The organism is Psychrobacter sp. H7-1, assembly GCF_904846585.1.
Taxonomy (GTDB): domain Bacteria; phylum Pseudomonadota; class Gammaproteobacteria; order Pseudomonadales; family Moraxellaceae; genus Psychrobacter; species Psychrobacter raelei.
In genome coordinates, this window is sequence record NZ_CAJHBH010000002.1 from 138,940 (window position 1) to 160,860 (window position 21,921).

Below are 21,921 nucleotides of genomic sequence, written 5' to 3' on the forward strand. Positions count from 1 at the left end.
GGTGGTTTTTTTATAGAAGAAAAAAGTTTTTTATTGATGCGCTGCCTTTACTCATTTATAGCATTATATCAATCAAGACAGCTATCTGCGTGGCAAATGCTCAGGTAAGTAACAGCGTAAATAAGCCACTGAAGCCTTTATCGTTTCCTCACACATCTCAGCCGTGATTTCATCAAATTGCTTAAATGATAAGGCAAATATGCTATAAATAATGCCATAAACGATTAAGAACAAATCATCTATATCCTCAAAACTAGACATATCATAATAGTCTGATAATTTACCCACAATCATACCGACCATGTTGATATCGATTCGTTCATCATAATCATGGTCCTGAAACTCAGGGGCATTTGCTCCGTACATCAGTTTGTTCTTAGTCACATCGTTATTAAACACTTGCCCTGACTGTCTAATAACTTGAGCCAAATAGTCTTCCCAGCGCTTGAAATCATGCACTTCTATTTTTTCTAAGGTCTTAAAGGTTTCTATATAGCTTAAGAACCTTAGGGCCAAAAAGATAGATTCTACATTCGGAAAAAAGTGGTAAGCCGAAGCACGAGGGATGCCGGCTTTTTCACAAACATCGGCTAAGCTGATGTCCTGAATATCACGTGTTTCACTCAATTTTTTTGCTGCCATTAGCAGTTTTTGCCGGCGTGCCCGACCTTGCTTGCTGGTGTGCTTAAATTTATTTGGCACGATATTTTTTGCCAATTCAGAGTCAACGAGGACATCTTTAATCAAGTCGCTACTTCTTTCTGTCATAACACGCTCTAAGTCTCTTGGTAGGTGAATAAGACCACTAATCTCTCATTGTGTATTTTATTGTAACACCCCAGTAAATATAGGGTTATGCTATTTATACTCACACAAATGCCTACTATGACTTATTAAGCATAACGTTAATAATACGACATGAGGATCTATTCCACTGTTACTAACTATTTACAGCTATTTATCGTTGTTAAAGCAGTTTTATTTTTGCGCGTACAATACCGTGGTCAGAATACCTGTCTTGATAGTCTTGCTTGAGATGATCATTAAAGTAATCAACCCGCTCCACCTCACCTAGTGAAAACTTACCATCGACCAAAAACTCCTCTGAGACAAACAGCTGGTCGATTACCTCTGGCATGCCTTGGTATAGATGTGTATAAGCCACATCCCGCATCCAGCCATAACTGGTCTGTACGCGTGCCGCATCAAACAAAGCCACATCACGCATACTCTTATCATAAATCACTTCGCTGGTCTCAGCCAGTAGCTGAGTAGTCACACTATCAGTCACATCATTCATATCACCCAACAAGATGAGGGGATGACGAGTATTGTGCAGCTTATCAATCATAAATAATCTAAGTGCGGCTGCCTCTGCTGCACGCATGCATAAGCTTCTAAGCTTAGCCCGTACTCGCAGCAAGGGGTCATTGTAATCCTCAACTCGCCCGCCCGCTTCATCACGGATATACTGTGGACGCTTACTTTTTAGATGAGCAGTAATGACCGTAATCGGTTGACCGTAGACGTCTAAAGTCACGACCAAAGGTGGACGATTGAAGCTTTTATACAAGCCTTGGTCAGGAATATCCACCACAGCCAAAGGATCAAAATCGGTGAGCAATTGCCAGTCAATCACGTTGAATTTGGAAATAATACCCAGTGCAGGTGTGTCCTGTGCCCCTTTGCCTTGGGTTAATTGGCTCGAGGGCTTATTACTTGCCATGGGCGCCAGCACTTGTGACGGCTCAAATCCTAATTTTACTGCCAAGTCTTGTAATGCCTTTTCGTCCCACACTTCTTGAAATGCATAAATATCTGCTTTGGCATTTCGTAATAACTGATGCAATCCATTAAGCTTATGCTGATATTCACTCTGACTATAGGCGTCCATATTAGCGTAATAAGTGCGATTGGGCAGGGCAAAATTAAGCAGATTGCTGGTGGCAATATAAAAACTTTTGTCTACTTTTTGGGTTTGATGCGGCGCCATACTTATTTTATCCTTTTTTTATTATTTCACTGCGTCACTTGTCGTAAGCGAGCTTTATTATGGGTTGTGGCCCTCCTCTTTTATAACATAACAGGGTGTAAGCCGTCTTGTGGTGCCCTGTAATATAAGTTGCAGATTATTGTAGAGTCTTGGTAATTGCTTTATGCCATTTATCCAGATGCGCCTCACGCTCATCAGCAGACATCATCGGCTCAAAGCTATGGTCTAAGTCCCAAGAGTCATCAATGGTGGTCTCATCATAAAGACCGGCTGTAATACCTGCCAGCAGCGCCACCCCTTTGGCGGTAATCTCAGTATCTTTGGGCCGTAATACTGGCACCCCAAGCATATCTGACTGAAACTGCATCAACAAATTATTATTAGCAGCACCGCCATCTACCCTTAACTCAGTCAATGGACTGGGGCTGTCTTTTTGCATGGCACTAAGCACGTCATACGTTTGAAAAGCAATGGATTCTAAAGCAGCTCGGGCAATATGTGCCTTAGTGGTACCACGGCTCATCCCTGAGATACTGGCGGTAATATCTGATCGCCAATAAGGGGCGCCAAGGCCGGTAAAAGCAGGCACTAAGACCACCTCTTCACTGCTTGCAACCTCTTTTGCCAACCGCTCAACATCTTCTGACTTGTTAAATAAACCTAAGTTGTCGCGCAGCCACTGCACAATGGCACCAGCCATAAATACCCCGCCCTCTAGCGCATAAGTTACCTCACGCTTGGCAGGGGTCAAGATACGCTGACCGGACTTAACCAGCTTAGATAATGAAGGATGCTCCATTTGATTGGTACGCAGCGCGGCAGTATCGACTCGGCGCTGCCAGCCCACGGTGGTCAACAACTGATGCTGGCTCAGCTGCACCTCACTACCAATATTCATTAGCATAAAGCAGCCGGTACCATAAGTATTTTTGGCCATACCTGTTGAGATACAGCCTTGACCAAACAGCGCTGCCTGCTGATCTCCCAAGACAGCTTGAATTGGGATTTGCTTGGCAAACAGTCCTTTTTTTGTCTTGCCAAAGTCACCATCTGAGGGCAGCACTTTGGGTAAGATGTTTTTGTTAATACCAAATTTGGAGAGCAGCTCATTGGACCACTCAAGCTTATTGATATCGTACATCAAGGTGCGAGAAGCGTTGGTAATATCTATCACATGCTCACCACCCGTTAATTTAAACATAAGCCAACTGTCGATGGTGCCAACAGCCACTTCACCGCGCTGTGCTCTATCTTTTAGATTGGGGTGATTATCAAGCATCCATATAATTTTACTGGCGCTAAAATAAGGATCGAGACGCAGGCCGGTGATTGACTGCACGTACTGCTGCATGGTCATATCCTGCTTAGCTACACGCTGCTGCTGCATCTGCTGACACCAAGCATCAGAGCGCCTGTCTTGCCAAACAATGGCTGGGGCCAATGGATTACCAGTACGCTTGTCCCAGATCACAATGGTTTCGCGCTGGTTGGTAATCGCCAAACTGCTGATGTCTGTCGCCAGTAAGCCGGCTTGGTTGATGGCATCATGAGCACAGCTAATCTGAGTGTGCCAAATTTGCATAGCATCTTGCTCGACATACCCAAGCTTTGGGGTAAGCAGGGTGGTCGGCTTTTGTGATATCTTAATGGGCCGCGCTTGGTCATCATATATAATGGCACGACTCGAGGTGGTACCTTGATCCAATGCTAAAATGTAACCTGCCATGGGCTCTCTCCTAAGTACAATACTGGATGTCTAACTGTTATCCGCCAGACGCAACACATGTGTCTTGCTCATCATTTTATATAAATGGTAAAGCGAAAGGCACTATCTCATACATACCGCTACAAAAACGCTTGTAAAACCTGGTTAAGATAACGGCGCCCCAAAGCCGTCGGTTCGATCCAATCGGCTTTGGATACCAGTAAGCCTTGTTGCTTTAACTGGCGGATAATCGGCTCAATATCCATAGCGGCCAAGCCTGTTCTGGCTGTATACAGCGTTAAAGGCACACCTAAGCTTAAGCGCAGTACATTGAGCATAAACTCGCCGCTGAGCTCATCTGCGGCGATAGGGGCACAGCCTACCATTTTGGGATAATCCTCATAACTTAGATAGTCTTTGGGCAGCCGAGTCTTACTAAAGCGGTAGATGCCTGGCTGCGTGATCCCCAAGGCATCAATATCCTCCTTGATATCCGGCTGATCAAAGCTTTGTTGCCCGACAGTCACTTTGCCATGAGCACCGGCCCCAATCGCCAAATAATCTCCGAATTGCCAATAATTGATATTATGACGTGAGCCACTATCCGCCTCACTGACCCAAGCCGACACCTCATAATTGCGATAGCCAAGCTCAGTGAGCAGTGCACTACCCTGCTCTTCGATATCTGCCAATCTATCATCATCAGGCAATATCGGGGTATCTCGATAAAACACAGTATTAGGCTCAATGGTCAACTGATACCATGAGATGTGTGTCGCCCCTACTTGATGCGCCATTTTAATATCGTACAAAGCTTCCTCAAGAGTTTGCTCTGGTAAACCATGCATAAGATCGATATTAATGCGCTTAAAACCGGCTTTTTTTGCCGCTTGCGTGGCACTTTGAGCTTGATTGGCACTGTGAATGCGTCCTAAAGCCGCAAGCTTACTATCCGAGAAGCTTTGTACCCCCATAGACAGCCGATTAATCCCCACTTCTAAATACTGCTCAAAGGGAGCATGCTCCAAGGTGCCTGGATTGGCCTCCATAGTGACTTCAATATCATCACTCATAGGCAGCACCTGCTTAAGGTGATCAAATAGGCGCCGATACTGAGTGATGGGCAGCAAAGATGGTGTCCCGCCTCCAATAAAGATAGAGCGAATGATTCGATTTTGCAGCAAAGGCAGCTGCGCATCGATATCCTTGATCAGCGCATCAACATAAAGCGCAAATAAATCACTGTCTATTGAATTACCTTGACGGTCTAAAGCTTTGGTGTCAACGCTTGGCAGGGTATGTGAATTAAAGTCGCAGTAAGGACACTTTTTGACACACCAAGGAATATGAATGTATAAAGCTAGTGGGATATCAGGAACATGAATTAAAGAGGACATAAAGATAAGGTCTTATACTCGCAGGCAGATAGTGGTATAGTCACGCCTTTATTGTTGTCAACAAGTCTCATTCTATAACTCACGCTTTGGGCCATAAAATGCAGCTGAGCTTCCAATAAAGGCAGTTAGCCATAAGACTCTTATTATACGTGCTCCTTGAGCAGATGATACAGTGATTGAGTGGCTGTCTTGATAATGAAGTACTCAGTGGTAAAATAGTACCCCACTCAAGCCACTTTACTGACTCAAAGTATTATCCAAGATGACCTGCCTTTTGGCAGGTTATTTATTTGCCTGATGTTAAAACTCTATATAAAAGGCGGCGCTGCATTGCTATCGCTATAAAAGCGTCTTCTTTTTGTCTCACTCTTTGGGCTGTCACCCTTATATTTAGAAGTTATGTTATGTTGTCTAATTTATCTTTTTCTGAGTTTAAACAGCACAGTTTACGCTTAGGTACCTTAGTTCTTCCCATCTTAATTACTCAGTTTTGTCAGGCAGCGTTAGGCGTGGTCGATGCGCTGATGGCCGGCGGCGTTTCTGCTCTAGACTTGGCAGCAGTGTCCATTGGCTCAGGTATTTGGCTGCCTTTGTTCTTGTTAGCCACAGGGACTTTGATTGCTACCACACCACTGATTGGCGAAAAGATGGGGGAAAAACTGCCCCATCACGTACCGCATATCACTCAGCAGTCCTTGTGGGCAGCATTATTTATTGGCGCCATTGGCCTGGTAGTGGTGTCCTTTACGCCTAATATTCTAGGCCCTATGGGCGTGCCAGCCGATATTCAGCCTAAGGCAGCGCAATATCTACGCTTCGTAGCTTGGGGCTTTCCTGCTATTGCCTGCTATGCGGTACTGCGCAGCTATTGTGAGGCGCTCGGTAGACCTGAGCCGGTCACTATTATCAGCTTAATTGGCTTATTTATTAATATTCCAATCAACTACATCTTTATCCACGGTTTATTTGGCATGCCAGAGCTTGGTGGCGCAGGCTGTGGTCTGGCTACCGCTTGTGTGCTGTGGATTAATGTCATCTTACTATCTATTTATTTGTTTTTCTCGAAGCACACAACCTTTGATGAGACCCGCTTCTTTTACAACTTTGCCAAACCTGATCGTCAGCAAATCGGTAAGCTGTTTCGCTTAGGTGTCCCCATTGGCATCTCGATATTTTTTGAGGCAAGTTTGTTTAGTCTGGCCTCTATCGTAATTAGCCCCTTGGGTGCAGTGGCTGTGGCCTCTCACCAAGTGGCACTGGCGGTGACCTCGCAGCTGTTTATGATTCCGATGTCAGTGGCGATGGGTCTTACCATTATGGTCTCTAATCGCTATGGCGAGAAAAACTGGCTGGCCTTACAGCAAGTGCAGCGCACGGGACTGATTTGGACCGTGGGTATCGCGTTGGTGAGTATGCTTGGGGTATGGTTGTTCCGTGAGAACTTAGCCGATGCCTTTACCGATAATCCGGCCGTAAAAGCACAAGCGATGTATTTATTGCTATTTGCCATTGCCTATCAATTGGTAGATGGATGGCAGGTCAACATAGCGGGTATCTTACGCGGTATGCAAGACACACAAGTGCCGATGTGGATCACTTTATTTTGTTATTGGCTGGTGGCTTTACCATTAGGAACCTATTTGGTTCGTTATACCGACACAGGTGCACAAGGATTTTGGATGGCATTGGTCACTGGCCTGAGTTTATCTTCGGTGTTATTGACATTAAGGCTAATTTATCGTCAGCGCCAAGTTTTGAGCATACCTGCGCGCTAGCCCTTTAAATATAAGGGCTGTATCAAACCGCTTTAAATACTTATAGACAAAAATATGTCTGAAAATTCACAAGATTGGTCACAATTTGTTAATTTTTGCAGAAATAAACGATTTGTGACTCTTCAGGCATGAAAAAATTTGTTACAATATAGTTTACATTATAAGAAAACCGGTAGGGAACCGTATGGAAATTCAGAAAATTCGTACGCTCATCGAGCTAATGGAAGAAAAAGACCTTGTTAATCTTGAGATTAAAACAGGCGATGACAGTGTCAGCTTAACTCGACACTATAATACTCCAATGCCCTCTATGATGGCGGCCAGTCCAACTTTTATGCCAGAATCGCAGCCTGAGGTGGTGCATTCAGGTAGTATTGAAACCTCACCTATGGTAGGTGTGTTTTATGCCGCACCAAGCCCAAATGATCCACCTTTTGTGACCCCTGGTCAAAAAGTTCAAGCTGGGGACACCTTGGGCATCATTGAAGCAATGAAAATTATGAACCCACTTGAGGCCACTCAAAGTGGTATCGTGGATGCCATCTTGGTGGAAAATGGTGATGTGGTTCAGTTTGGCCAACCCGTAATCCGTTATAGAAACTAATATATAGGCACCTTGATGATAAAAAAATTGCTTATCGCCAACCGTGGCGAAATTGCTTTACGCATCGTCCGTGCCTGCAAACAGCTGGGCATTAAAACGGTAGGGGTTTATTCTACTGCCGATGAGGATTTGATGCACTTACGGTTTGTGGATGAGGCCATCTGTATTGGAAAACCCAATGCCAACCAAAGCTACTTGAATATCAATGCGATTATTACTGCCGCAGAGATTACAGGCAGCGATGCCATTCATCCCGGCTATGGCTTCTTGGCAGAAAATGCTGAATTTGCAGAGAGCATTGAGGATGCGGGCATTATATTTGTCGGCCCCCATCCCGATCACATCCGCTTAATGGGCAATAAAGTCTCCGCCATTAATGCCATGAAACAGGCTGGGGTACCGACGGTGCCAGGTTCAGTGGGCACAGTCACTTTAAATAACGCTGAAGAGCAGGCGAAAAATATCGGCTTTCCATTGTTGATTAAAGCAGCTGCCGGTGGTGGTGGTCGAGGCATGCGCATTGTTGAGCGCTTCGATCAGCTTAATGAACAAGTACAAGCTGCCAAGCAAGAGGCAGAACTATGGTTTGGTGATGACAGCGTCTATATGGAGCGTTATCTGCAAAATCCACGCCACATCGAAGTTCAAGTCTTAGGGGATGGCAATGGTAATGCTATTCACTTATATGACCGTGACTGCTCACTGCAGCGTCGTCATCAAAAAGTGTTAGAAGAAGCCCCTGCTCCAGATATCCCAGATGACATTCGTGAACCCATTTTACAGGCGTGTGTTAAGGCGTGTGAAACCATTGGCTATCGCGGTGCAGGCACGTTTGAATTCTTGTTTGAGGACGGTGAATTCTTCTTTATCGAGATGAACACCAGGGTTCAGGTAGAGCACCCAATTACTGAAATGGTCACCGGTGTGGATGTGGTGGTAGAACAGCTAAGAATTGCTGCAGGCTATGGCCTATCGTATCGTCAAAGCGATATCAGCGTTCATGGTCATGCTATTGAATGCCGTATAAATGCCGAGGACCCCAAAACCTTTGCCCCCTCGCCTGGTAAGATTACTCAGTATTTCACGCCTAGTGGGGCCGGTGTCCGCTTTGACTCTCATTTGTACCCCAATTATGAGATTCCCTCGTACTATGACTCACTTATTGGCAAGCTTATCTGCCATGGTCAGACTCGAGAACAGGCCATTGCTAAGACGCTTCATGCCCTTGATGAGCTAATCATCGAAGGCATCAAGACCAACATTCCTATGCACCGTGATCTGATTTTAAAAGATCCCGATTTTGCCTCACGTGCCCAAAATATTCATTATTTAGAAAAATGTCTATTAATGCCAAAGGCTGAATAGCACAGCATAGGCTGTTTGGTTACTTATATTAATGATATAACCATAAAAAAAGCAGAAGTGATATCACTTCTGCTTTTTTGGTGTTAACCGTCACTAATCGATTAAGACAAGTCACGACCACGGCTGGCTTCGATAGACAGACGCAGACCATTTAGGCGGATGAAGCCCTCTGCATCTTTTTGATCATACGCACCTGCATCATCTTCAAAAGTCGCAATCTTCTCATCGAATAAAGAATAAGGAGACTTGCGGCCCACAACGCTGACATTACCTTTATATAGCTTAACGCGCACTGTACCGGTCACATATTCTTGCGACTTATCGATCAAGGCTTGTAGCATTTGACGCTCTGGGCTAAACCAGTAACCGTTATAAATGATTTTTGCATAACGAGGCATAAGCTCATCTTTTAAATGTGCCGCTTCACGGTCTAGGGTCAATGATTCCATACCACGGTGCGCTTTTAGCATAATGGTACCTGCTGGCGTCTCATAACAGCCGCGAGACTTCATACCCACGTAACGGTTTTCTACGATATCTAGGCGGCCAATACCATGCTTACCACCCAGCTCATTTAACTTAATCATTACCTCATAAGGCTCTAATTTTTCGCCATTGATGGCCACGATATCGCCTTTTTCGTACTCAAGCTCTAGATATTCTGGTGTATCTGGTGCTTGCTCTGGGCTAACTGACCAGCGCCACATATCATCTTCAGCTTCCGCATAAGGGTCTTCTAAGATATCGCCTTCATAAGAGATATGCAGTAAGTTGGCATCCATTGAATAAGGAGATTTTTTCTTATTGGCGGCAAAGTCGATAGGAATGTTATGCTCTTTGGCATAGGCCATTAAGCTTTCACGGCTGGATAAATCCCACTCACGCCAAGGGGCAATCGTTTTTACATCAGGCGCCAGTGCAATGGCACCCAGCTCAAATCTCACCTGATCATTACCTTTACCGGTAGCACCATGGCTGATGGCATCGGCATTGTGCTCTTTGGCAATCTCAACCAAGCGCTTGGCAATTAAAGGACGTGCGATAGAAGTACCTAGCAGATACTCACCTTCATAAATGGCATTGGCACGAAACATAGGGAACACATAGTCACGCGCAAACTCAGCTCGCAGATCTTCGATATGTATGTGCTTAATACCCATGGCTTCAGCCTTAGCACGGGCAGGCTCTACCTCTTCACCCTGGCCAATGTCTGCGGTAAATGTGATTACTTCTGCATCATAGGTATCTTGTAACCACTTGGCGATGATCGAAGTATCTAGACCGCCTGAGTATGCCAAAACAATTTTATTAATATTGTCTTTGTTTTCTATCGACATAATGCATCCTTTATTGAGTACGTTTTAAGTGAGTATTGATTAAATATTAAGTGCCTCTAGCACTTATAACACTAAATCTAATCGCCAACCTTGGTATAAGCCAAATTTACCCTTATCATCTAAGCCCGTAAAGCGTGATCAGGCTTAAATCTGGCAGCTTATTGCTTTTATATCTGTTTAAATGACCGATTTTAAATCAGCAGCTCTACAACGCAAACTGCCTTAAACCACTGCGCCCATTCAACATTTCAGTTTACACTATTTAATTGAGCAACAAAAGCTGAGTGGCCCGTATTTACCACTTAATTCAAACAGCTTGGGGGCAATATTGCACATATTTGGTCATGGATAAATGTGCTGATGGCCGAATTTATCAGCAAAACCTGTTATCATTAGCCTATCAGATGCGGCTTGAAAACTGGCGTATAAAAACCTTACTGATTCGCTTAGGCCTATCAAAAGCCCAATGATGGCGACAAAGCCAAGTCAGGCTGCATGCTTACCTACTCTATTAAATAACGACGGCGATAACTTATGACTCATAATACTGCCCCCACCACTGCGGATACCTCTGACACTGCGGCTGCGACACAAGAGGTCCGTCACATTACGCTAACTCGCCCAGATGATTGGCACATCCACCTGCGTGATGGACTATCACTGAGTACCACAGTGGCCCATGCGGCGGCTAATTTTAGCCGAGTTATTTGTATGCCAAACCTTGTGCCACCCGTAAAAAATACTGAGCAAGCCTTGGCTTATCGCAGCCGCATCATGCAGGCATTGGCCCACGCAGATATTGATGACACTGCCAAACGCGCTTTTGATCCACGTATGACCTTATATTTAACCGACAGCACCACTGCCGAAGACATCAAGCAGGCCTCAGAGTCAGGTATGATTCAGGCCGTTAAGTTATATCCTGCAGGCGCTACGACTAACTCAGCCGATGGTGTCACCAACTTAGGCGGGCGCAGTGCGGTATTTGAAGCGATGCAAAAGTACAAACTGCCTTTATTAATCCATGGCGAGGTTACCGATGCACACGTCGACATCTTTGATCGTGAAAAGCAGTTTGTCGATACCACTTTGAGTAACTTGGTGCGTCAATTTCCTGAATTAAAAATTGTGGTTGAACACATTACCACAGGCGATGCAGCAGACTTTGTGCTGTCACAAAGTGCACTGGTGGCTGCCACCATTACCCCTCAACATTTGTTATTTAACCGAAACCATCTGCTGGTAGGCGGGGTAAAGCCGCATTTTTATTGTCTGCCAATCTTAAAGCGTCAGCAGCATCAGCAAGTACTGCTTGATGTGGCGACCAGTGGTAACCCTAAATTCTTCTTAGGTACAGACTCAGCGCCGCATGCCACCAATGCCAAAGAAAATGCTTGTGGCTGCGCAGGCTGCTATTCGGCATCTATTGCACTGCCTTTATATGCGACCGCCTTTGATAGTGTTGGCAAGATTGATCGTTTAGAGGGATTTGCCAGTCATTTTGGTGCCCAGTTTTATGGCCTACCCATCAATGACAGCACCATTACCTTAGTCAATGAGCCCATGACTGTGCCACAAAGCTACCCATATCTTGACACGCAAAGCCTGACGCCCTTAATGGCCGGTGAGACCCTACCTTGGTCTATCAAAAGCTAATAGATAAGAGAGTAGATGGCCTTATTTTTGAGTTGCTTAATTTTTTATTTACTTAATATGTGATTTTTGATTTATGACTGATTTAACTGTACTGGCAGATGATGAGCAAAATGGGTTGAACGATAATCAAGCAGAGCCCAGAACGTGTAGCAATACCTCCACCAATGAAAACAGCTCGGATGCCACCTCAGATCATGGCAATGGTCTAGCAAAGCAGCCGGTATTAAAGATGGTGGAGCGTTTTCGCAAATTTTTACCCGTGGTGGTGGATGTCGAAACCGCCGGCTTTAATGCGGCAACGGATGCGTTATTAGAGATTGCCTGTATCCCTATTGTGATGGATGATGAAGGCAAATTTGTCCCAGGTGAGCCGCTAAGCGCCCACCTAAATCCTTTTGAGGGTGCAAACTTAGAGCAGCGGGCATTAGATTTTACCGGTATTGATCCTAATAATCCAATGCGTAAAGCCATTGCTGAAGAAGAGCAGCCTGCGCTGCGCCGTATTTTTAAAGAGCTAAAAGCGGTACGAAAAGATAACGACTGTTTAAAATGTATTTTGGTGGGTCATAATGCTCACTTTGATCTGTCCTTTTTAAACGCCGCCATTGAGCGTACCAACAGCAAAAACCACAACCCTTTTCACCAGTTCTCTGTACTCGATACGGTGACTCTATCAGCGCTTGCCTTTGGTCAAACGGTATTGGCGCGCGCCTGTAGAGCGGCTGGTATTGAATTTGATGGCTCTGAAGCTCACTCAGCACTGTATGACACTCAAAAAACCGCAGAGCTTTTTTGCAAAATCTTAAACCATTATTCGATGATGCCCATTAGCTTACCTGAAGACAACACAACCGATGAGCAATCAGGAGTAGAGTTGGTTAATAAAGATGATGGTTAGAATGAGGGTGACTGATTCAATTCTATAACTGTCATGTGAAGACAGTGGCTGTAACGACTGTCTTACTTTAAGGCGACTACAGTTAAGGAATGACTATGCAATCAACTCAAATTATCTGGGTAACTATTGTCAGCTACATGCTCTTAGCAGTGACGATATCGTTCATCACCAGTTTATGGATAAGATATCATTTAAGACGTCCCACCGTGTTTCCACACTGCTTATTGACAGACAGACCGGCGCGCAGCACCTATTGCTTACTAACCGATAAGCCGATTGTGCGCTCTTTTTGTCTGCTTTCAGAAAGGCCCGATAAATAATCATACTTTTTTTAAAAAACATGTTGACACATCGAGGCGATATCATTAGAATACGCTCCACTTCGACATTAACGGTGAAAGCGGTCGAAGTGGTCTGTGTCCCGTTCGTCTAGAGGCCTAGGACCCCGCCCTTTCACGGCGGTAACAGGGGTTCGAATCCCCTACGGGATACCACTATTTTGTGATATCTAGTAAGCATTATCCGGTTGATAAATGCTGACACCAAAAAGCCAAACTCGCAAGGGTTTGGCTTTTTTTATGGCTGTTATTGTGCCATCCAGTTGGCTCATTTTGATAACCTGTGATTGGTTTTGGTTTTTTTTGCTATTTTCAAAAAAATATGTTGACACATCGAGTTGATATCATTAAAATACGCCCCACTTCGACATTAACGGTGAAAGCGGTCGAAGTGGTCTGTGTCCCGTTCGTCTAGAGGCCTAGGACCCCGCCCTTTCACGGCGGTAACAGGGGTTCGAATCCCCTACGGGATACCACTATTTTGTGATATCTAGTAAGCATTATCCGGTTGATAAATGCTGACACCAAAAAGCCAAACTCGAAAGAGTTTGGCTTTTTTTATGGCTGTTATTTTAATGGTTTTTAAGCGGTTGACTCATCGCTTTATTGGCCTAATGACTGGCCAATATACGCTCAATTAAGCTTAAATCTTCAGGATAAGTCAGTTTTATATTTTGATGGTTACCCTGTACAATCTGGATAGCATGCCCCATCAGCTCAAAAGCACTGGCTTCATCGGTAATCATCAAATCACGTTTGGCCACCTGCGTTAATACCTCGCGTAATTTGCCGGCACGGAACACTTGGGGGGTCTGAGCCTGCCATAGCTGACTGCGGTCCACTGTGGCCTCAATACGACCATTTAAACCCACTTTTTTGATGGTATCAGCCACAGGTACGCCTAAGATAGCGCCAGAAGAGTGATTATGTGCAGCGGCAATCACAGCATCTATGTGCTGCGCCATGACACAAGGGCGAGCCGCATCATGAATTAAGATCAAATCTTCACAATCAGCGCCTGCTTCAAAAATGGCCTCCACCCCAGATTGGACAGATTGCCAGCGCTCAGCGCCCCCCGTAGCAAAGTTGATGGGTAGACTAAAAGATAGGGTTTGTGCCACAGTGTCATCGGCGGCTATCACCAAAAACACCTCTGTTATATGCTCACTGCGACTAAGCGCCAATACGCTTTGTTGAAGAATGGTCTTGCCATGCACCGGCGTATATTGCTTGGCTATTGTAGAGCCAAACCGGCTCCCCTTTCCCGCAGCCACAATAAGGCCATACACTTTAGGCTTCTTAAGCGTAGCGTCACAGTAAGCGCTGGTTGAATCAGTTAAGGGGGTATCGAGATAAGCGTCAGATGCGGTCATTATCGAGCTGCCTAAGGAATACTTTCAATGGCGTCGTCAGGGTTGATAGGCGGTGTGGGCTGAGTGGTATGGGTCACGGGTGCGGTAGATAACTGCACGAAGGTTTCGCCAGGCTTAATCAGGCCTAAGTCTAATCGTGCATGCTCTTCTACGGCTTCAAGACCATTTTTTAGGTCATTTACATCGGCCAGTAGTACCTTGTTCTCATCCACTTTTTGATCATTAAGCTGCTGCTGTACTTGTATATCTGCATGCAGTTTGTCTAATTCAGCGCGTCCACTTTTACCCAGCCAATATTGATATTGCAAACCCAGCAATACGGCCACTGCAATTAAAAACAACATGAATTGGCTAAAATATTTCATAGGACGACTTATGTTAATTCCAAAATAGTACGCATTAAGATAGCGACTATTGGCTAAAAAATAAAGAAAAGAGGGCTAAGGTTAATAAAAAAAACCATCCCAGCAATAAATGAAAAACACCAAACAACCAGACTGCCCAGCCTTAAATCACAGGCCAAGCAGTCTGGTTGAGTTATCTGAGTAGATAGCAACTAGCCACGTAGGCCGATGAACTCTTCACCGCCACGATAGCTGGCACGAACTTGCTGCTCGATACGCAGTAACTGGTTATATTTAGCGACGCGGTCTGAGCGGCACAGTGAACCGGTTTTGATTTGACCTGCTGCGGTACCGACTGCTAAATCAGCAATGGTGCTGTCTTCAGTTTCACCAGAGCGGTGTGAAATAACGGTCGCATAACCATTTTTCTTAGCTAGGTAGATGGCATCTAAGGTTTCTGACAACGTACCGATCTGGTTGAATTTAATCAAAATGGCATTGGCGATTTGTTTATCGATACCTTCTTGCAAGATGGCTGGGTTGGTTACAAATAAATCATCACCTACCAGCTGTACTTTTTTGCCAAGCTTGCTGGTTAAATACGCCCAACCTTCCCAGTCTGACTCATCTAAGCCATCTTCAATTGAGATGATAGGATATTGCTCAGTTAATTTTACTAAGTAATCTGAGAAGCCTTGGCTGTCAAAGGTTTTGTTGCCCTCACCGGCTAAGATGTACTGACCATTTTTGTAAAACTCACTGGCAGCACAGTCAAGCGCTAAGTGGATATCTTTGCCCGCTTTGTAGCCTGCTTGCTCAATGGCCTGCATGATAACGGTGATGGCCTCTTCATTGGTGCGTAAGTTAGGTGCAAAGCCACCTTCATCACCCACAGCTGTGTTTAGGCCTTGTGATTTTAGAACAGACTTTAGACTATGGAAAATCTCAACACCTGCACGTAGCGCTTCTGAGAAGCTGCTAAAACCTGTCGGCTCAATCATAAACTCTTGGATGTCTACAGTGTTGTCTGCGTGCTCACCGCCGTTTAAGATATTCATCATAGGTACCGGCATGGTCAATGAAGTTTGGCCACGAAGGTTTGCGATGTACTGATGTAGCGGTAGGTTTTGTGAGATGGCCGCCGCTTTCGCTGTCGCTAAAGAAACTGCCAGCATCGCGTTAGCGCCTAGATGATCTTTATTGGCTGTGCCATCAAGCTCGATTAATATGTTATCAATGCCTTGCTGGTCTGTGGCCTCGCTTTCAAGTAATGCGCTTCTGATTTGGCTATTCACATTAGCAACAGCTTTGGTCACGCCTTTACCTAAGTAACGTGATTTATCACCATCACGTAATTCTAAAGCTTCACGAGAGCCTGTAGAGGCACCACTGGGCGCTGCAGCACGGCCCATAGAGCCATCTGCCAAAATAACATCCGCTTCAATAGTTGGGTTGCCGCGTGAATCCAAAATCTCACGAGCACGAATGTCTTGAATTTCAACTGCGTTAGTAATATTTTCTGCGTACATAGCGTCTACAAGCCTCTTTGATTGAGTTATAAAAGATAGGTTTTGAGCCGATTACGGGGCAATTATAGGCAAGAAAAAGCCATCATAGCTTCAAACTTGCCTGCGCTTAAAATCAAAACCTAGTCTCAAAAACAGTTAAAAACACCAATATTTTTAACGTCAATTTTTGCAACAAATAAGTTGCGCCATCATAGCATAAAATGGCAAATTCTTGGATGCCAAAGCCTATCCAGCGCTCATTATACTTTATATCGGGTCAAACGTAACGCATTCATTAGCACCGAGATTGAGCTGAGCGCCATGGCTGCAGCCGCTATCATAGGGTTTAACAATCCAAAGGCGGCTAAGGGAATACCTAGACAATTATAAATAAAGGCAAAAAACAGATTTTGCTTTATATTACGCACTGTGGCTTGGGCAATATCTACCCCAGAATGCACCTGCATAATAGAGTGGCCCATCAAGCGCGCAGAAGCACTGTGTTTGGCCACCTCTGTGCCATCCAGCATGGCGAAGCTGGCATAAGCGGTGGCCATAGCAGGCGCATCATTTACCCCATCTCCGACCATCGCCACTTTATGACCAAGCTGTTGGTAATTCTCAATCCACTGAGACTTATCACGGGGTTTAAGATCGCCATGTGCCACCATAATGCCCAGCTGCTCAGCCACATAACTGACAACAGTAGGCTTATCGCCACTTAATAGCACCACCTCTAGCCCATCAGCTTTTAGCGTCTGTACCGCCTCTAAGCTCTCAGGTTTTAACTCATCGGCTAAAGCGAATATACCCAGCGGCATATCCTCCACACTCACTGCTATGGTACTGGCAATCACCCATGCTTTGGGCAGTTGCTTAGGTAGTTTTAGTCCCGTAAATTCAGCCGTACCTACTTTAACCAAGCCAAAACCTTCTACATTGGCCTGAATACCCATACCGGCCACCACATCGACTTGGCTGGCCGCCAAAAGCGTGATACCCCTCTCAGCTGCAGCATTGACCACGGCGGTCGCAAGGGGGTGGCTGGCGTGGGCCTCGACACTGGCCGCCAGTTGCAGCACATCATCACTATTAATCTGATTGTTAACCATCATAGAGGCGACAATATGCGGCTTGCCTTTGGTTAAAGTCCCCGTTTTATCAAAGACGACGGTGTCAATACTACCGGCCACCTCCAAGCTTTGCGCATCTTTGAACCATACCCCATTGCGCGCGGCCACGCCCATACCCGCCATAATCGCTGCTGGTGTGGCAAGCCCTAGCGCACAAGGGCAAGCAATCACAAGCACAGAGACTGCGTGCAAAACTGCCTTATCCATTGCCCCAGTCAGCCACCAAGTCAGCCCAAAGGTCACCAGCGCAATCATCACCACCACAGGGACGAATACCGCAGCCACTTTATCGGCAAGACGTGCCAAGTCCGCTTTACTGCCTTGCGCCTCACTTAATGCCTTGACCATATCGCTCAATTGGGTCTCGCTACCGGTAGCAGTCACCTGATAATTTAAGCTACCATTATCTATCATGGCACCTGCCAGCACCTTATCACCCACTTTTTTACTCACAGGTACCGACTCACCAGTTAAATGGCTCTCATCACACCAGCCTTCACCAGATACCACGATGCCATCGGTGGCCACACGAGCGCCTTGCTTAGCGCGCAGCACATCCCCTTTGTGTACCTGCGCTAAGCTTACTTGCTCAAAAGTGGTGTCTGTGTCAGGTGACTTTGATCCAACCCGTCTTTCAACGGTGGTGGGGGTCAGCTCAAGCAGCATATTAATACTATTTAAGCTGTGCTTTTTGGTACGCTGCTCTAAGTATTTGCCCAATTTTACAAAGGCAATAATCATCACTCCCGCTTCAAAATACACGGGAACATGGGCGGTATGTGAATGCAAAATATCCGCCCAGCTTAGCGTAAAGCTGCTGCTATCTGCCAGATTTACCCCTAAGCTATCAAACCAGATATAAGTCGAATATGCCCAAATGGTAAAGGTGCCTATCACCACCAGCACATCCATATTGGCCAATCCGCCTTTTATAGACGCCCAAGCACTGCGATAAAACGGCCCTGCCAGCCCAAATTGCACCAAAGTGGCCAGCACAAATTGCAGCCACAAAGGCGGCATCCAGTGCATGCCTTGACCTACTAGCATACCGGCCATACCAATCAAAAATGGAATCATGCACAACCAAATCAGTAGTAAGCGCCAGTCCATCGCTTGTTCAATGGGCTGTGGTATCTGATTGTCAATCATAGGCCGCGCTGTAAATCCGGTCTTACCGACCCACTCAGTGATTTGATCAATACTGGCCTGATTGGGGTGATACGCTACGTTTAAAGTCTCTCCGGCAAAACTGACACTGGCAGACTCAATGGCAGGCTTCTTATTTAGCACCTTTTCAATTCGAGTGGCACAGGCCTGACATGACATGCCCTCAATTTGAAACTGTGTTTTCGCCAAGTCATCCCTTGGCGGCTCATTCATAGGGCTATGGGTGGTATCGGTATTGACAGAAGAGGTAGATTTAGACGTATCTAGGACGTGCGGAGTAGACATAAGGGGTACCACATTTTGGTTAAAAACAGTTATCTAAAGCCTGAAGGAGGTTTGGTATCAGTATCTTAGTATGGCTTTAGTATATAGATTATAACGTACAGTACTATCATATAAGAGATTAAAAAAAGCCAGCATCACTGCTGACTTTTTAGGTAACGGGCATCAGTCAAAACAAAATCTGGCTCAAGTATGACAAGGATTATCTAGCCACCGTGGCATCAAAACCGGCATCTTCGATGGCTTCTAGCACCGACTCAATTGAGGTGACATCATTATCGAAGCTCACCACTGCTTGATTGGCCGCCAAATCCACATCAATGCTTTGCACAGCCGATAACTGACTGACGGCGCCCTCGACACTTTTTACACAGCCACCACAGGTCATGCCCTCGATATGAATAGTCGTTGTCTCTAGACTCATTTTATACTCCTTTTATGGTTATCTTTACCCCAATCGTTAGTTAATGGCTATCAGCAGTTAACTGTTATCAGGTATCAGGATTTTGCGGCGCCCCTTCGGGGAAAGGCTGAGTGACGTAATCTACCATAGAAAGCGCTGCTTCAATGGCATGACTGGATGTTTTAGTATCTTCAAACTCAACCCTACCATTCTGGCTATCCGGCAATAGCTCAGCGGCCACTACCCCATCAATATTTTTTAATGCGGTCATCAAACTGTCGATGCCATAGTCATCATCGATGTTTTTTATACTAAACCGCACCTGTTGTCTTGCCATAACCGGTATCCTTTTTTACATCGCCCTAAAGCTATAGGTTTGATTAATGAGTGTCTAACACACTAAAGTCTTTCACCAAGTCATCAATCTGTTTTAACTGTGATAAAAAGGCTTCTAATTGGCTCATTCTCAGCGCACAAGGGCCATCACATTTGGCCACTTCAGGCTCAGGATGCGCCTCTAAGAATAGCCCTGCAAGCCCAGTGGCCATACCTGCACGTGCCAGCGTGGTAATCTGCTCGCGGCGTCCACCGGCACTGTCACTGCGCGCACCTGGCTGTTGTAAGCTGTGTGTCACATCAAAGAACACCGGCACATCCATCTGTTTCATAGTATCAAAGCCAAGCATATCTACCACTAGGTTATTGTAACCAAAAGCTGTGCCTCGCTCGCATAAGATAATCTTATCGTTACCTGCTTCTAGACACTTATTAATGATATGGCGCATTTCGTGAGGGGCTAAGAACTGTGCCTTTTTGATATTAATAATTACCCCTGTTTTGGCCATAGCTTGTACCAAATCAGTCTGACGACTCAAAAACGCTGGCAATTGAATAACATCTGCCACCTCTGCCACAGGCTCGGCTTGATACGGCTCATGTACATCTGTGATGATGGGCACATTGTATTTTTCTTTGATTTGACTCAGCCAGTCTACCCCTTTTTCTAAGCCGGGTCCACGGTAAGAGTTTAAGCTTGAGCGGTTGGCCTTATCGAAGCTGGCTTTGAATACATAACCGATACCCAAACGATTACAGATATCGATATAACCTTCTGCAATTTCAAAGGCCAGCTCCTTGGATTCTAATACGTTCATACCACCGAACAACACAAAAGGCTGATCATTGCCAATGGTCATGTCGTTTAACTGAAGATGCGATTGTGCTTGAGTTAATGCCGTCATAAGGGACTCTTTTTATTTTATGAAAGGGACGAATAAAGGGTTGTTACCAAGCTGCATGGTATCCCCATAGCGTAGGTTACCCATAGCGTAGCAAATACAAACCTTGAATACAAAAAGGGTGATAAAATTAAGTTTGACTTCCTCCCCTCGCTAAACCGAGGGGATTCCTTCTACAAGACGGTCAAGCCCGACCGCAAGGATGTTCTTAGCAGCATTGATATCTCTATCATGCCATGTGCCACACTCAGCACACCTCCATCCTCTTATTCCAAGACCTGCTCTACCTTTTGGACTACTATCACTTATTTTAAGACAGTGCGAACAGGTTTGGGTAGTGTAACTCTCATTCACTATCTCAAGCTGACAACCTGCATGCTTGCATTTGTATTCCAGTTGTCTTTTGAGTTCAAACCATCCTGCATCGTATGTCGATTTAGCTAGGTTGGTCATCGAATTGGTAAATGAGCGTGATTTAATATCACCAACCACAATTAAGGCATTATCCTTAACTAATTGGGTGGTGAATTTGTGTATGGCATCTAATCTTGAGTTTTTGATTTTGGCGTGTATTGCCTTTGCCCGGCTTTTATTGTTTGCACGCTGGGCGACTGCTAATTTATTCGCCCATTTTTGAGTCTGCTTAATCTGTAGTTTATCGCCCGTTGATGTGGTAGCAGATTCCTTTAAGCCTAAGTCAATACCAACGCTGCCTTTGCCACTTGCTTGTCTAGGAAAATCTTTGACGGTAATACAGGCATACCAACGATGACGGCTGTCTTGCACTATCTCAAGCGTATTGATTTGATACAAAGACAAATTGTAGCTATCGAATACGTCTATGATAAGCTTTTGACCTTTACAGAGCGATAGCTGTATGGTTGATTTAAGTGTTTTCTTCCCCGCTTGCCTTGTACTTAGGTATTTGATAGCAGACTTTTTAAAGGGTATCCAGCCTAGGCTTTTACGTTTGGCATCAGGTCGGTTGGTTCGCCAATTGAGTTTGGCTTTTTTAAACTGTTTAAGAGATTTGGCATGAGTTTCGTTGATGGCTTGCAAAGTTTGCGAGTGCAAGCCTAAATACTCACCACTGCCTTTGGTGTATTGGCTTAAATCATAGGCTGAAAAGTACTTACCTGTGCGTCTTAAATGCTCAAAGCTTAACGCATTAACATAGTTCCACGCATAGTTAACACTCCCAGCTAGTTTGTTTAGCTGGTTTGCATGTTTGTCTTTGATGCGTAGCTTGAGTGTTTTCATAGGGTTAGTATGGCGAGGTTAATTTTAACTTGCAATACTTTAAATACTGATCACGACAGTTTGTGTCGCCTTATATCCACCCCCTGAAGTGGGTGGTTTTACGGCGACCGGTGATAAAATACCTGCCAATAAAAAAGAGGTCGGG

Annotated in this window: 19 protein-coding genes and 2 tRNA genes; 8 read left to right on the forward strand and 13 right to left on the reverse strand. The window is 45.1% G+C overall.

Features of this window, described 5'->3' with window-relative positions; genetic code table 11:
- Positions 1-81 precede the first annotated feature (81 nt).
- The 4 genes from JMX92_RS01315 to hemW form a co-directional block, all read right to left on the reverse strand.
- Entirely contained in the window at positions 82-768 is a 687-nt protein-coding gene (locus JMX92_RS01315; RefSeq protein ID WP_201543446.1) for a TetR/AcrR family transcriptional regulator, read from the reverse strand.
- A 199-nt stretch (positions 769-967) separates the two neighbouring features.
- On the reverse strand, positions 968-1,993 hold the full coding sequence (locus JMX92_RS01320; protein WP_201543448.1) for an endonuclease/exonuclease/phosphatase family protein: 1,026 nt from the start codon (positions 1,991-1,993) through the stop codon (positions 968-970).
- A gap of 136 nt (positions 1,994-2,129) precedes the next feature.
- Positions 2,130-3,719: a glycerol kinase GlpK gene (glpK, locus tag JMX92_RS01325; protein ID WP_011960872.1), complete on the reverse strand. Its 1,590-nt coding sequence runs from the start codon at positions 3,717-3,719 to the stop codon at positions 2,130-2,132.
- Positions 3,720-3,838: 119 nt separating this feature from the next.
- Complete coding sequence (hemW, locus tag JMX92_RS01330) at positions 3,839-5,095, reverse strand: radical SAM family heme chaperone HemW (protein ID WP_201543456.1); 1,257 nt, start codon at positions 5,093-5,095, stop codon at positions 3,839-3,841.
- A 404-nt stretch (positions 5,096-5,499) separates the two neighbouring features.
- Between hemW and JMX92_RS01335 the strand changes: the two genes are divergently transcribed.
- The 3 genes from JMX92_RS01335 (at position 5,500) to accC (ending at position 8,839) form a co-directional block, all read left to right on the forward strand.
- A complete protein-coding gene (locus tag JMX92_RS01335; protein ID WP_011960874.1) occupies positions 5,500-6,870 on the forward strand; it encodes an MATE family efflux transporter in 1,371 nt (456 codons plus the stop codon).
- Between the two features lie 184 nt (positions 6,871-7,054).
- On the forward strand, positions 7,055-7,474 hold the full coding sequence (accB, locus tag JMX92_RS01340; RefSeq protein ID WP_011960875.1) for an acetyl-CoA carboxylase biotin carboxyl carrier protein: 420 nt from the start codon (positions 7,055-7,057) through the stop codon (positions 7,472-7,474).
- A gap of 15 nt (positions 7,475-7,489) precedes the next feature.
- Positions 7,490-8,839 (forward strand): acetyl-CoA carboxylase biotin carboxylase subunit, encoded by a 1,350-nt coding sequence (gene accC, locus JMX92_RS01345; protein ID WP_110816777.1) that lies wholly within the window; start codon positions 7,490-7,492, stop codon positions 8,837-8,839.
- Positions 8,840-8,940: 101 nt separating this feature from the next.
- Here the strand turns inward: accC and JMX92_RS01350 are convergent, their stop codons facing one another.
- Complete coding sequence (locus tag JMX92_RS01350) at positions 8,941-10,176, reverse strand: argininosuccinate synthase (RefSeq protein ID WP_011960877.1); 1,236 nt, start codon at positions 10,174-10,176, stop codon at positions 8,941-8,943.
- A 534-nt stretch (positions 10,177-10,710) separates the two neighbouring features.
- On the opposite strand from JMX92_RS01350, the gene pyrC reads away from it, so the two are divergent.
- The 5 genes from pyrC (at position 10,711) to JMX92_RS01375 (ending at position 13,544) form a co-directional block, all read left to right on the forward strand.
- Complete coding sequence (pyrC, locus tag JMX92_RS01355) at positions 10,711-11,832, forward strand: dihydroorotase (protein WP_227675224.1); 1,122 nt, start codon at positions 10,711-10,713, stop codon at positions 11,830-11,832.
- A 229-nt stretch (positions 11,833-12,061) separates the two neighbouring features.
- Positions 12,062-12,730 carry a ribonuclease T gene (gene rnt, locus JMX92_RS01360; protein WP_049751092.1) on the forward strand — a complete coding sequence of 223 codons (669 nt, stop codon included), beginning with the start codon at positions 12,062-12,064 and terminating at the stop codon, positions 12,728-12,730.
- Positions 12,731-12,825: 95 nt separating this feature from the next.
- Positions 12,826-13,050: a hypothetical protein gene (locus tag JMX92_RS01365; RefSeq protein ID WP_201543458.1), complete on the forward strand. Its 225-nt coding sequence runs from the start codon at positions 12,826-12,828 to the stop codon at positions 13,048-13,050.
- 98 nt (positions 13,051-13,148) lie between these two features.
- Positions 13,149-13,224, forward strand: a tRNA-Glu gene (locus tag JMX92_RS01370).
- Between the two features lie 244 nt (positions 13,225-13,468).
- Positions 13,469-13,544, forward strand: a tRNA-Glu gene (locus tag JMX92_RS01375).
- 135 nt (positions 13,545-13,679) lie between these two features.
- Here JMX92_RS01375 and ispD read toward each other — a convergent pair.
- From ispD to JMX92_RS01415, 8 genes are all read right to left on the reverse strand, one after another.
- Complete coding sequence (gene ispD, locus JMX92_RS01380; RefSeq protein WP_201543460.1) at positions 13,680-14,441, reverse strand: 2-C-methyl-D-erythritol 4-phosphate cytidylyltransferase; 762 nt, start codon at positions 14,439-14,441, stop codon at positions 13,680-13,682.
- An 11-nt stretch (positions 14,442-14,452) separates the two neighbouring features.
- A complete protein-coding gene (locus tag JMX92_RS01385; RefSeq protein WP_011960881.1) occupies positions 14,453-14,806 on the reverse strand; it encodes a septum formation initiator family protein in 354 nt (117 codons plus the stop codon).
- Between the two features lie 191 nt (positions 14,807-14,997).
- Positions 14,998-16,314: a phosphopyruvate hydratase gene (gene eno, locus JMX92_RS01390; protein WP_201543462.1), complete on the reverse strand. Its 1,317-nt coding sequence runs from the start codon at positions 16,312-16,314 to the stop codon at positions 14,998-15,000.
- Positions 16,315-16,553: 239 nt separating this feature from the next.
- Positions 16,554-18,878, reverse strand: coding sequence for a heavy metal translocating P-type ATPase (locus JMX92_RS01395; protein ID WP_413786850.1), 2,325 nt, complete (start codon positions 18,876-18,878; stop codon positions 16,554-16,556).
- Positions 18,879-19,077: 199 nt separating this feature from the next.
- Positions 19,078-19,299 carry a heavy-metal-associated domain-containing protein gene (locus JMX92_RS01400; protein WP_011960884.1) on the reverse strand — a complete coding sequence of 74 codons (222 nt, stop codon included), beginning with the start codon at positions 19,297-19,299 and terminating at the stop codon, positions 19,078-19,080.
- 67 nt (positions 19,300-19,366) lie between these two features.
- Positions 19,367-19,615: a hypothetical protein gene (locus JMX92_RS01405; RefSeq protein ID WP_201543464.1), complete on the reverse strand. Its 249-nt coding sequence runs from the start codon at positions 19,613-19,615 to the stop codon at positions 19,367-19,369.
- 43 nt (positions 19,616-19,658) lie between these two features.
- Positions 19,659-20,519 (reverse strand): 3-deoxy-8-phosphooctulonate synthase, encoded by an 861-nt coding sequence (kdsA, locus tag JMX92_RS01410; protein WP_201543466.1) that lies wholly within the window; start codon positions 20,517-20,519, stop codon positions 19,659-19,661.
- Between the two features lie 150 nt (positions 20,520-20,669).
- Positions 20,670-21,776, reverse strand: coding sequence for an RNA-guided endonuclease InsQ/TnpB family protein (locus JMX92_RS01415; RefSeq protein ID WP_201543467.1), 1,107 nt, complete (start codon positions 21,774-21,776; stop codon positions 20,670-20,672).
- Positions 21,777-21,921: the final 145 nt, after the last annotated feature.

Bases quoted from the DNA above. Each gene is read 5' to 3' on its own strand.
- JMX92_RS01315 (WP_201543446.1), bottom strand. From the start codon at position 768: ATGACAGAAAGAAGTAGCGACTTGATTAAAGATGTCCTCGTTGACTCT.
- JMX92_RS01320 (WP_201543448.1), bottom strand. From the start codon at position 1,993: ATGGCGCCGCATCAAACCCAAAAAGTAGACAAAAGTTTTTATATTGCC.
- glpK (WP_011960872.1), bottom strand. From the start codon at position 3,719: ATGGCAGGTTACATTTTAGCATTGGATCAAGGTACCACCTCGAGTCGT.
- hemW (WP_201543456.1), bottom strand. From the start codon at position 5,095: ATGTCCTCTTTAATTCATGTTCCTGATATCCCACTAGCTTTATACATT.
- JMX92_RS01335 (WP_011960874.1), top strand. From the start codon at position 5,500: ATGTTGTCTAATTTATCTTTTTCTGAGTTTAAACAGCACAGTTTACGC.
- accB (WP_011960875.1), top strand. From the start codon at position 7,055: ATGGAAATTCAGAAAATTCGTACGCTCATCGAGCTAATGGAAGAAAAA.
- accC (WP_110816777.1), top strand. From the start codon at position 7,490: ATGATAAAAAAATTGCTTATCGCCAACCGTGGCGAAATTGCTTTACGC.
- JMX92_RS01350 (WP_011960877.1), bottom strand. From the start codon at position 10,176: ATGTCGATAGAAAACAAAGACAATATTAATAAAATTGTTTTGGCATAC.
- pyrC (WP_227675224.1), top strand. From the start codon at position 10,711: ATGACTCATAATACTGCCCCCACCACTGCGGATACCTCTGACACTGCG.
- rnt (WP_049751092.1), top strand. From the start codon at position 12,062: ATGGTGGAGCGTTTTCGCAAATTTTTACCCGTGGTGGTGGATGTCGAA.
- JMX92_RS01365 (WP_201543458.1), top strand. From the start codon at position 12,826: ATGCAATCAACTCAAATTATCTGGGTAACTATTGTCAGCTACATGCTC.
- ispD (WP_201543460.1), bottom strand. From the start codon at position 14,441: ATGACCGCATCTGACGCTTATCTCGATACCCCCTTAACTGATTCAACC.
- JMX92_RS01385 (WP_011960881.1), bottom strand. From the start codon at position 14,806: ATGAAATATTTTAGCCAATTCATGTTGTTTTTAATTGCAGTGGCCGTA.
- eno (WP_201543462.1), bottom strand. From the start codon at position 16,314: ATGTACGCAGAAAATATTACTAACGCAGTTGAAATTCAAGACATTCGT.
- JMX92_RS01395 (WP_413786850.1), bottom strand. From the start codon at position 18,878: ATGTCTACTCCGCACGTCCTAGATACGTCTAAATCTACCTCTTCTGTC.
- JMX92_RS01400 (WP_011960884.1), bottom strand. From the start codon at position 19,299: ATGAGTCTAGAGACAACGACTATTCATATCGAGGGCATGACCTGTGGT.
- JMX92_RS01405 (WP_201543464.1), bottom strand. From the start codon at position 19,615: ATGGCAAGACAACAGGTGCGGTTTAGTATAAAAAACATCGATGATGAC.
- kdsA (WP_201543466.1), bottom strand. From the start codon at position 20,519: ATGACGGCATTAACTCAAGCACAATCGCATCTTCAGTTAAACGACATG.
- JMX92_RS01415 (WP_201543467.1), bottom strand. From the start codon at position 21,776: ATGAAAACACTCAAGCTACGCATCAAAGACAAACATGCAAACCAGCTA.